This is a genomic window from Streptomyces sp. E11-3, assembly GCF_046540415.1.
In the GTDB taxonomy this organism is placed as follows: domain Bacteria; phylum Actinomycetota; class Actinomycetes; order Streptomycetales; family Streptomycetaceae; genus Streptomyces.
In genome coordinates, this window is the sequence record NZ_JAZGRL010000002.1 from 1,359,021 (window position 1) to 1,369,212 (window position 10,192).

At 69.3% G+C, this 10,192-nt stretch carries 10 protein-coding genes; 2 read left to right on the top strand and 8 right to left on the bottom strand.

Going from position 1 to position 10,192, the window contains the following annotated elements:
• Nucleotides 1-42: 42 nt before the first annotated feature.
• Nucleotides 43-951, top strand: coding sequence for a tyrosine-protein phosphatase (locus U9R90_RS25235; RefSeq protein WP_411058958.1), 909 nt, complete (start codon nt 43-45; stop codon nt 949-951).
• Nucleotides 952-1,197: 246 nt separating this feature from the next.
• On the opposite strand, the gene U9R90_RS25240 is transcribed toward U9R90_RS25235, so the two are convergent.
• The 6 genes from U9R90_RS25240 to U9R90_RS25265 all read right to left on the bottom strand — a co-directional run bounded on the left by U9R90_RS25240 (nt 1,198) and on the right by U9R90_RS25265 (nt 7,250).
• The gene (locus tag U9R90_RS25240) at nt 1,198-2,832 is read right to left on the bottom strand and encodes a DEAD/DEAH box helicase (RefSeq protein ID WP_411058959.1); all 1,635 of its coding nucleotides are present in this window, start codon (nt 2,830-2,832) and stop codon (nt 1,198-1,200) included.
• A gap of 246 nt (nt 2,833-3,078) precedes the next feature.
• Nucleotides 3,079-3,282: a cold-shock protein gene (locus U9R90_RS25245; protein ID WP_009715709.1), complete on the bottom strand. Its 204-nt coding sequence runs from the start codon at nt 3,280-3,282 to the stop codon at nt 3,079-3,081.
• A 208-nt stretch (nt 3,283-3,490) separates the two neighbouring features.
• Nucleotides 3,491-4,129: a TetR/AcrR family transcriptional regulator gene (locus U9R90_RS25250; protein ID WP_411058960.1), complete on the bottom strand. Its 639-nt coding sequence runs from the start codon at nt 4,127-4,129 to the stop codon at nt 3,491-3,493.
• A gap of 26 nt (nt 4,130-4,155) precedes the next feature.
• The gene (locus tag U9R90_RS25255; protein WP_411058961.1) at nt 4,156-5,799 is read right to left on the bottom strand and encodes a cytochrome b; all 1,644 of its coding nucleotides are present in this window, start codon (nt 5,797-5,799) and stop codon (nt 4,156-4,158) included.
• Nucleotides 5,800-5,911: 112 nt separating this feature from the next.
• Nucleotides 5,912-7,021: a hypothetical protein gene (locus U9R90_RS25260; protein ID WP_411058962.1), complete on the bottom strand. Its 1,110-nt coding sequence runs from the start codon at nt 7,019-7,021 to the stop codon at nt 5,912-5,914.
• 10 nt (nt 7,022-7,031) lie between these two features.
• Nucleotides 7,032-7,250 (bottom strand): hypothetical protein, encoded by a 219-nt coding sequence (locus U9R90_RS25265; RefSeq protein ID WP_411058963.1) that lies wholly within the window; start codon nt 7,248-7,250, stop codon nt 7,032-7,034.
• A gap of 135 nt (nt 7,251-7,385) precedes the next feature.
• On the opposite strand from U9R90_RS25265, the gene U9R90_RS25270 reads away from it, so the two are divergent.
• A complete protein-coding gene (locus tag U9R90_RS25270) occupies nt 7,386-8,300 on the top strand; it encodes a chitosanase (protein ID WP_411058964.1) in 915 nt (304 codons plus the stop codon).
• A gap of 45 nt (nt 8,301-8,345) precedes the next feature.
• On the opposite strand, the gene U9R90_RS25275 is transcribed toward U9R90_RS25270, so the two are convergent.
• Both U9R90_RS25275 and U9R90_RS25280 read right to left on the bottom strand, forming a co-directional pair.
• The gene (locus U9R90_RS25275) at nt 8,346-9,179 is read right to left on the bottom strand and encodes a carbohydrate ABC transporter permease (RefSeq protein ID WP_411058965.1); all 834 of its coding nucleotides are present in this window, start codon (nt 9,177-9,179) and stop codon (nt 8,346-8,348) included.
• On the bottom strand, nt 9,176-10,120 hold the full coding sequence (locus U9R90_RS25280; RefSeq protein ID WP_411058966.1) for a carbohydrate ABC transporter permease: 945 nt from the start codon (nt 10,118-10,120) through the stop codon (nt 9,176-9,178). Before U9R90_RS25280 ends, U9R90_RS25275 begins: the two co-directional genes overlap by 4 nt.
• Nucleotides 10,121-10,192 lie beyond the last annotated feature (72 nt).

The following is a 10,192-nucleotide window of genomic DNA, read 5'->3' on the forward strand; positions in this document are numbered from 1 at the left end:
CGACACCAGGGTGATTCCCCTCTCCCGCATGGGAGTTCAGCGATGCACCTTTCCCGACGCGCTCTGCTGAGCACCGCGGCCACCACCGTCGCCGCGGCGGCACTCGCCCCGCAAGCGGTGGCCCACTCGCGACGGCCGCCCGTCTCACCGGCCCCGAAGTCCGTACGGCACATCCCCCTGGAGGGTGCGGTCAATGTCCGTGACCTGGGCGGCTACTGGACCATCGACGGCAGCCGGGTGCGGTACGGGAAGGCGCTGCGCGGCGATGAGCTCGGCAAGCTGACCGACGCCGACGTGCGCACGATCGGCGACCTTGGCCTGGAGCGGGTGGTGGACTTCCGCGTCCCCTTCGAGGTCGACCGCAACGGGCCCGACCGGCTGCCGCCGGATGTCACCCCGGTGGCCAGACCGGTCAGCGACCTGGGGCTCTACGCCCATCTGCTGTCCGTGATCAGCTCGGCCGACCCGGTACGGCAGGAGGAGGCGCTCGGCGGCGATCGCGGCGCGGAGCTGATGCGCGGGATCTACCGCGCGTTCGTCACCGATCCGGACAACCGCGCCCGGTTCGCCGAGACCCTACGGGATCTGGCGGGTGGTGTGCGCGGGCCGCTGCTGTACCACTGCACCTCGGGCAAGGACCGTACGGGTTGGGCGAGTTACGTCCTGCTGCGGGTGCTGGGCGTGCCGGGCGCGCTGGCCGAGAAGGACTTCCTGCTCTCGAACGTCTTCCGCGCGGAGGCGGATCGGCGCACGCGTGAGGCGTTGCGCGAGCTCGGCCTGATGCAGAACCCGGATCTGCTGATTCCGGTCCAAGAGGTGCGCATGACGTACCTGGAGGCGGCGCTCGACCAGGCCTCGCGGGACTTCGGCGGCCTGCGCGGCTACGTCAGGGACGGCCTGTCCCTGGACACCCGGACGCTACTCGGCCTCCGGTACCGCCTGGTGGATTGAATCTCCGCCATCCCGCCCCGGACCCCGGTCCTCAAGTGCCGGACGGGCTGAATTTCAGCCCGTCCGGCGCTTGAGGACGAGCCCGGAGGGCGTTCCGGGGGTCTGGGGGCTTGCCCCCCGATTCGGGAAGGGGCGGGATCGGGGAANCGGCCCGGCGCTTGCGGACGAGCCCGGAGGGCGTTCCGGGGGTCTGGGGGCTTGCCCCCAGTTACGGGAAGGGGCGGGATGGGGGAAGAAAAACCCCCGTCACGCAGCCGTGCGCCGACCGCCGCCCTGCGCCCCGCCCGCGGGACGCCCACGCCGCGCCCGGCTCTGGCCGCCACCCTGCCCCGAACCCTGCGCGCGACCCTGGCCGCCCTGACCGCCGCCAGCGCCACCGCCACCGCTGCGCCGCCCCCGCGACCGCCGCGACGCCGAAGCCGAGGACGACGACCCCGACTTCGACCGCTGCTGCGGCTGCGCGGGCTGCGGAACCTCGACCGTCACCGGCACACCAGACGGCTCCCGCGCGCCCGTGATCCGGCTGAGCTCCTCGTCGCTCGACTTGACCCGCGCCGTCTGCGGAGTGATCCCCGCATGCGACATCAGCCGAGTCATCTCCCGCTTCTCCTCGGGGAGTACGAGCGTGACGACGCTGCCGGACTCCCCGGCGCGCGCGGTGCGCCCACCGCGGTGCAGATAGTCCTTGTGGTCCATCGGCGGGTCGACGTTCACCACGAGGTCCAGGTCGTCGACGTGGATGCCGCGCGCCGCGACGTTCGTGGCGACCAGTGCGGTGACCTGCCCGTTCTTGAACTGGTCCAGGGTCCGGTTGCGCTGCGGCTGCGAGCGTCCGCCGTGCAGCGCGGCCGCCCGTACCCCACTGGCGAGCAGCCGCTTGGCGAACCGGTCGGCCGCCCGCTTGGTGTCCACGAACATGATCACGCGGCCGTCGCGGGCCGCGATCCGCGTGGCGACGGCCTTCTTGTCGGTCTCGTCGGCGACGTGCAGGACGTGGTGGTCCATGGTGACGACCGCGCCCGCGGACGGGTCGACGGAGTGGACGACCGGGTCGTCGAGGAACATCCGGACCAGCCGGTCGATGTTCTTGTCCAAGGTGGCCGAGAACAGCATCCGCTGCCCGCCCTCTTCGACCTGCTTCAGCAGCGCCGTGACCTGCGGCATGAAGCCCATGTCGGCCATCTGGTCGGCCTCGTCCAGGACGGTGATCGCGACCTGGTCGAGTCGGCAGTCGCCGCGGTCGATGAGGTCCTTGAGCCGCCCGGGCGTCGCCACCAGCACTTCGGCGCCGCGGCGCAGCGACCCGGCCTGCTTGCTGATCGACATTCCGCCGACGACCGTGGTCAGCCGCAGCTGTACGGAGGTGGCGTACGGCGCCAGCGCGTCGGTGACCTGCTGCGCCAGTTCGCGGGTCGGTACGAGGACGAGGGCGAGCGGCGCCTTGGGCTCTGCGCGGCGGCCCGCGGTGCGGGCCAGCAGGGCGAGGCCGAAGGCGAGGGTCTTGCCGGAGCCGGTGCGGCCGCGGCCGAGTATGTCGCGGCCCGCGAGCGAGTTGGGCAGGGTCGCGCCCTGGATGGGGAAGGGCGCGGTGACGCCCTGGGCGGCGAGGGTCTTGAGCAGGGCGGCGGGCATGTCGAGCGCGTCGAAGGTCTCGACGGCGGGCAGCGCGGGGACGACGGTCTCCGGCATGGCGAACTCGCCCTGCGGGGGCATGGAGCGCTTGGCGGGGCCCTTGCGGCCGCCCTGACCACCCTGGCCGCCCGATGCGCGGCCTCCCGGTGCCCGTCGGCCTGAGTTCCGCGGGGGGTTGCCCGCGGGCTTCTGGGCGGAAGACCTCGCGGCGGTGTTCCGGGTGCGGACAGGACGTGCGGAGCTGCTCATGCGGTGTTGCCTTCCCTAGGGGTACTGAAGATCTGCGTACGGCCGAAAATGGGCCAGCGCGGCAGATGTGTGCCGGGCGCCGCGAGCCCGGTCAAAGCCTCAGTACTCTCCTGAGCCTTTGGACAGCAGAAACCGGGGCCCGCACCGTGTAGGTGCGAGCCCCGGCTGCGAGACTGCGTTTTCCGGGGGATCACCCCCGGACCCCCGGCCGGCCAGGCAGGTCAGCCGGGGTGCACGTCCGGGCTATCAGGCCGGGACGATGTTCTCCGCCTGCGGGCCCTTCTGGCCCTGCGTGACGTCGAACGTCACCTTCTGGCCCTCCTGCAGCTCACGGAAGCCCTGGGTGGCGATGTTCGAGTAGTGGGCGAAGACGTCAGCGCCGCCACCGTCCTGCTCGATGAAGCCGAAGCCCTTTTCCGAGTTGAACCACTTCACGGTGCCAGTAGCCATGTCATTCTCCTAAATAAATGGGGCAGATCCGGAACCCGCACTTTACGAGTTCCTCGTCGCCGCATTGAGCCCCATCATCACCGGAGAAGCCGGAAAACAATAATGCGCCTGAGGAACATTCCCGTCAGGCGCACATAAAGTTCATGGGTACCAAAACTGCAACAGGGCAACCATAGCACGATCTCGGGGCCGGTCCCCGCGATGAGGGCTACGTCTCATCTACGGCGATTCCGTCCAGGACCATGGACAGGTACTGGCGGGCGATTTCCTCGGGGCTGTGCTGGCCGCCGGGCCGGTACCAGGAGGCGGCGACCCACACCGTGTCGCGTACGAAGCGGTAGGTGAGCCGGACGTCCAGGTCGGCGCGGAAGGCACGGGCGGCGACGCCTCGCTCCAGGGTGCCGAGCCAGGCCTTCTCGAACTTCTGCTGGGACTCGACGAGGTAGCCGAAGCGCGGTTGCTCGGCGAGGTGGTGGGACTCCTTCTGGTAGATGGCGACGGCGGCGCGGTGCCGGTCGATCTCCCGGAAGGACTCGGTGACCAGGGCCTTGAGGGTCTCGCGGGGGCCGAGGTCGGCGGCGAGTACCGCGTCGTAGCCCTCCCAGAGCTCCGTGAGGAAGCTGGCGAGGATCTCGTCGAGGATCGCCTCCTTGGAGTCGAAGTGGTAGTAGAGGCTGCCCGCGAGCATCCCCGCCTCGTCGGCGATCTTCCGCACGGTGGTGGCGTTGTAGCCCTGGGCGGCGAACACCTCGGCCGCGGTGGCGAGGAGTTCGCGGCGGCGCGCGGGGCCCGGCCTGGCGGCCTGCTTCGTGGCCTGCTTGCTGGTCGGCTTGCTGCTGTTCGGCACGGGCCCATTGTCCGCCCCGCGCGCGCTCAGTGGTGCCGCTCGCTCTCGGCGATCTCGCGGTACTCCCCCGCCGTGGCTTTGGGAACCTGCGCGGCGGGCCCGTACATCGCGCGCGCGAGCCGTGCCCGCAGCTTCTCGGAGCGCTTGAGGCGGCGTTCCACGCCGTTCCTGTCGACGAGCGGTCCCGGGTCGTAGGGTTCGGGCGGATCGTGCGCGGTGAGGGTGTACAACTGGCCCTGGGGCAGGGGTTCGTGGACTTCGATGAACTCACCGTGCGGCAGGCGCTTGATGGTGCCGCTCTCTCTGCCGTGCAGGACCTTGTCGCGGTCCCGGTGCTGCAGGGCCAGGCAGATCCGTTTGGTGATGATGAAGGCCAGTACGGGGCCGACGAAGCAGGCGATGCGGACGAACCAGGTGATATGGGTGATCGACAGGTGGAAGCGGGTGGCCCACAGGTCGTTGCCGCCGCCGATCAGCAGGACCGCGTACAACGTCAGCCAGGCGACGCCGAGCCCGGTGCGGACGGGGGCGTTGCGGGGGCGGTCGGCGATGTGGTGTTCGCGTTTGTCGCCGGTGACCCAGGCCTCGAAGAACGGGTAGACGGCGATCGCCGTCATGATCAGCGGGAAGAGCATGAAGGGGATGAAGACCCCTAGTTGCAGGGTGTGGCCCCAGGCGTTGATCTCCCAGGCCGGCATCACCCGGATCAGCCCCTCGGAGAAGCCCAGGTACCAGTCGGGCTGGGCGTTGGTGGAGACCATGTCGGGGCGGTAGGGGCCGAGGTTCCACACCGGGTTGATGGTGGCGAACGCGGAGAGCAGCGCCAGGACCCCGAAGACCAGGAAGAAGAAGCCGCCCGCCTTGGCGACGTAGATGGGCATGAAGGGGGCGCCGACCACCCGCTTCTCGGAGCGTCCGGGGCCCGCGAACTGGGTGTGCTTGTGGTAGAAGACCAGGATCAGGTGGAGGACCACCAGGCCGAGCATGATCCCTGGCAGCAGCAGGATGTGGAACATGTAGAACCGCGGGATCATGTCGGTGCCGGGGAACTCTCCGCCGAACAGGAAGAAGGAGATGTACGTCCCCACCACCGGGATCGACAGAAGCGCGCCCTGCGCGAAGCGCACCCCGGTGCCGGAGAGCAGGTCGTCGGGGAGCGAGTAGCCGGTGAGGCCGGTGAGCAGGGCGAGCATCAGGATCGTCCAGCCGAAGATCCAGTTCAGCTCGCGCGGCTTGCGGAAGGCGCCGGTGAAGAACACCCGCATCATGTGCACCAGCAGTCCGGCGACGAAGACCAGGGCGGCCCAGTGGTGGATCTGCCGGATGAGCAGGCCGCCGCGTACCTCCATGCTGATGTCGATGGTGGATTCGTACGCCCGGCTCATCTGGACGCCGTTCAGTGGCGCGTACACGCCGTCGTAGACGACTTCGGCGCTGCTCGGCTCGAAGAACAGGGTGAGGTAGATCCCGGTGAGGATCAGGATGAGGAAGCTGTAGAGGCAGATCTCGCCCAGCATGAACGACCAGTGGTCCGGGAAGACCTTGCGCATCTGGGTCTTGGCGACCGTGTAGATGCCGAGGCGGCCGTCGGCCCAGTCGGCAAGGCGCTCGCCTTTGGCCGGTTGGGCCTGTCGGCCACTTTCCAGGGTGCGCTCGGTGTGTCCACTCATGCGGGTCCCTTCCAGGCCCGTCCAGGGTAAACAGGGCAGCCGCGGCTGCCAACAGCCCCTAGGCCAAAAGGCCCTAGCCCGTAAGGGTTTGGCGACCCCACCCGCCGCGCGACTAGCCCGTCTGGTCCTGGAAGGCGGGCAGCTCGAAGACGCGGGTCTTGGCGGTGTCGTCCATCAGCTCGACCAGGGGCAGGACCAGCTCCCACAGGTCCCGCTTGTCGACCTCGCGGGCGAGTGCGTCCAGGTCCCGGTCGCCGAGCGCGCCCGCCGCGTCGGCGACGGTCTTGCGGGACGGTTCGGGCAGCAGCTCGACCAGGGGCAGGAACTCGGCCCACAGGGCGGTGGCGACCACAGCCCGGACGATCCCGGTCAGCACCTCGGCGGAGCGCAGTGCGGGCAGTACGGCGACGGTCCGCCGCTCCTGCTCGCTCAGCAGTGCGACCAGGGGCAGCAGCGCCTCCCACAGGTCCTGCTCGGCGACGACCGTGACGAGGGAGTCCAGCTCGCGCTCGGGGCGGGCGGCGGCCAGTGAGGCGATCACGCCGCGCTGCTCGCCGGTGACCATCCCGGCGACCGCGAGCGCCTCGGGCCACAGGCCGTCGGCGCAGGCCGAGCCGATGACGGCGGCCAGCCGCTCGGGGCCCATCAGCTCGATGATCCGGCCGAGCCGGTCGGCCCGGTCGATGGCGAAGCCGGTCTTCAGGACGGTGGCGTCGTCGACCTGGGGCAGGATGCGGGTGAGGGCGGAGTCGCGCAGGTGGCCGACGAAGCGGCCCATGGTGAGGTGGTCGCCGCGTTCGGCCAGGGCGACGGCGATCCGGACGAGGAGGTTCTCGTCCAGCCGGTCGACGATGCTGGGGATGCGGCGCGGGTCGAGGTGGCCGCAGGACTCGGCGGTGAACGCGACCGGCAGCTTCTCGATGATGTCCGCGGCGCGCGCGGGCTCCAGGCGGCCCGCGACGGCGGCGGCGAGCCGGGGCCCGAGGGCCTTCTGGGAGATGGCGGCGGCGACGCCCGCGGGGACGAGTTTGGTGGCGGCGGCGATCTTGTCGAGCATGTCGGGCGCGCGGTCGTAGAGCGCGGTGACGGACTGCTCGCGGAAGCGGCGTACGTCGTCTGGGGGCAGGTCCGCCAGGAAGGCGACGTGGTCCGGGTCGGCGTTCAGCAGGCGGGCGATCTTCTGGGTCTCGGCGCGGCTCTGGAGCTTGTCGATGGTGGTCACGGCCTGCCCCTTAGCGGAAGAGAATGCGACGGACGGGCCCGCGGGCCAGTGCGGGGACCAGTTTCAGAGCGTCTTCGGCGGCCTCGTTCAGGCCCAAGGCGCGGCTCTCGCGCTCGCGGCGCAGGGCGTCGGCCAGCAGCTGTAGCTGCGCGGGCTCGAGCGTCTGGAAGCTGTCGGGGGGTGCGGTGCCCAGTTCCGTACTCAACTGCGCCGGCGCTTCGGTGCTCACGGGTCCTCCCCAAGGGGGTCAGCGGCTGAGCGGCTCGGTGCCGAGGCTCCCGCTCGTTTGACTATTAGTCAATAGCGGCCTCAAGACCGCGTCCCGGGCGCCACAACCGTTCCCCTGAGCCTTACGCTGTGCGGCATGAAGCGTGCCAGTTGCCTGTTTTTCGCGATCGCTCCGCTAGCGACCCTTGCCTTCTTCCTGTTCGGACCGAGCTCAGGATCGGATGATTTCCGGGCAAAGAACAAGGAAAGCGGACAGAAGAGCGACGCCGAGGACTGGGAGCGGGACAAGAAGGCCGCCGAGAGCGACGCGCTCGACAAGCGCATCGCCAACCTGCCGCCGGGCCTCGCGGCCCCGGACAAGCGGGAGCTCGCCCTGCGTCTGGTGTCGACGGCGCACGGCTCCACGCTCGACTGGAAGCAGATGTACGCGTCCATCGGCGACAGCGGCGAGGGCGCTGGCTACTGCGCGGGCATCGCCGGTTTCTGCTCGGGCACCAACGACATGCTGTCCTTCGTCGAGCGCTACACCAAGAAGCAGCCCGACAACGGCCTCGCCGACTACCTGCCCGCGCTGCGCGAGGTGAACGGCTCGGACTCGCACGAGGGCCTGGACCCGGACTACCCCAAGGCCTGGGCTGATGAGTCGGCCAAGCCCGCCATGCGCAAGGCGCAGGACGAGGCCCTGGACCGGTTCTACTTCAAGCCCGCCGTGCGGATGGCGAAGATCGACGGCCTCGGCACGCTCGGCCAGTTCATCTACTTCGACGCGATGCTCCAGCACGGACCCGGCGCCGACGCCTCCGGCTTCTACAGCATCCGCAAGACCGCGATGGCCAAGGCCGACACCAAGGCCAAGGGCGGCGACGAGACCGCGTACCTGGAGGCCTTCCTCGACGTACGGCGTGACGTCATGAAGCAGGCGAAGCGCAAGTCGCAGCGCGAGACCAGCCGGATCGACACCGCGCAGCGGGTGTTCCTGCGCGACGGCAACCTGGAGCTGAAGACGCCCCTGGAGTGGAAGATGTACGGCGAGACCTTCCGGGTCCCGTAACGGTCAGGCCCGGGGACCGCGCGGTCCCCGGGCTCGGTATCCGACTCAGCCCTTCACCGCTCCCGCCGCGAGCCCGGAGCCGAGCCTGCGGTGGACGATGATGAAGAAGATCATCACCGGCGCGGTGACCAGCGTCGAGCTGGCCATGACAGGACCCCAGGCCGTGGAGTTCTCCCCGAAGAACTGGAAGATCCCCACCGCCGCCGTGTAGTTGTCGCTGCTCTTCATGAACGTGTACGCGAAGACGAACTCGTTCCACGCGGTGATGAAGGCGAAGATCGACGTGGCCACCAGGCCCGGCGCCACCAGCGGCAGCAGCACCGACCGGAACATCCGGAACCACGACGCGCCGTCGATGTAGGCGGCCTCCTCGACCTCCTTGGGGACGGTGGACACAAAGCCGCGCAGGGTCCAGATCGCGAACGGCAGGGACAGCGCGATGTAGACGATGCTCAGGCCCAGCAGGCTCTCCAGCAGGTCGTAGTCGCGCATCTGGAGGTAGAGCGGGATGACCAGCGCCTCCAGCGGGACCATCTGCACCACGAGGATCATGAGCAGTACGGACGTACGGAAACGGAACTTGAAGCGGGCCACCGCGACGGCCGCGAAGAGCGCCAGCAGCGCGGCCCCCAGGATGGTGCCGATCCCGATGATCGCCGAGTTCAGCAGATAGGTGCCGAAGTTCCCCTTCTCGAAGGCGAACGTGAAGTGCTCGAAGCTCAGGCCGCTGGGCAGCAGGTCCGAGCCGCGGGTGAGCGCCTTCGGATCGAGGGCGGTGGAGACCATCCAGTACACGGGGAAGAGCGCGAAGACCAGCAGGGCGGCGACGGCGGTCGCGAGACCGAAGCGCGCCGCGGGTGTGCTGCGGCGGGTGCTCACAGATCCTCCTCGCCTTGTCGGAACAGCGTGCGGATGTAGACGATCGTGATCGCCAGGAGCAGCAGGGTGAGCAATACGGCCGCGGCCGCGCCCGTACCGTAGTCGCTCTTGGCGAAGGCCTCGATGTACGAGAAGACGCCGAGGTTGTAGACGTCGGGGTTGGAACCGTCGCCGCCCGGCATCAGGAAGATCTGGGTGAAGACCTTGAAGTCCCAGATGGTGGAGAGGATGGTCACCACCAGGAAGACCGGCCTGATGGTCGGTACGGTGATCTGCCAGAACCGCTGCCAGGCGTTGGCGCCGTCGATCATGCCCGCCTCGTAGAGCTCCTTGGGGATGGTGAGCAGCCCGGCGAGCACGGTGATGGCGACGAACGGGAAGCCGTGGTGGACGACGTTGAGCGTGGCGATCGCGTAGAACGGCACCCGCTCGGTGAACCAGTTGGTGGTCTCCGGGTCGATCAGTCCCAGGCCTGCTGCGAGGTGGCTGAACAGGCCGTCCTCCGGCTGGAAGAGCCAGATCCACACATAGGTGCCGGTGACGGCGGGCATCGCCCAGGCTGCCATGATCGCCAGTGAGCAGATCAGCCGCCAGACCGGGCCGAGCCGGTTCAGCAGCAGTGCCACCAGCGTGCCGACGACGACGGTGAGTCCGACACACGCGAACGCGAAGAACACGGTGTTGGGCAGGACCGTCTTCCACAGCAGTGAACTGGTGACCAGCTCCGCGTAGTTGTCGAAGCCGGTGTAGGTGCCGACGCCGCCGCCGAACTTGACCTCGTACTCCTGCAGCGAGAGCTTGCCGACCTGGATCATCGGCCAGAGCAGCAGGCCGGCGAGTACGACCAGGGCGGGGGCGAGCAGCAGCCACGGGCGGGTGAGGGTGATGAGCCGTTTGCGGCGGCGGGCGGCGGTGTCGGGGGCGGGAGGTTCGGNGCACAACACGCAACGCGTCACCGAGCTCACAGCAGTGCGGCGACGAGCTCTACGGCGGCGGGACGCTCGTCACCCATG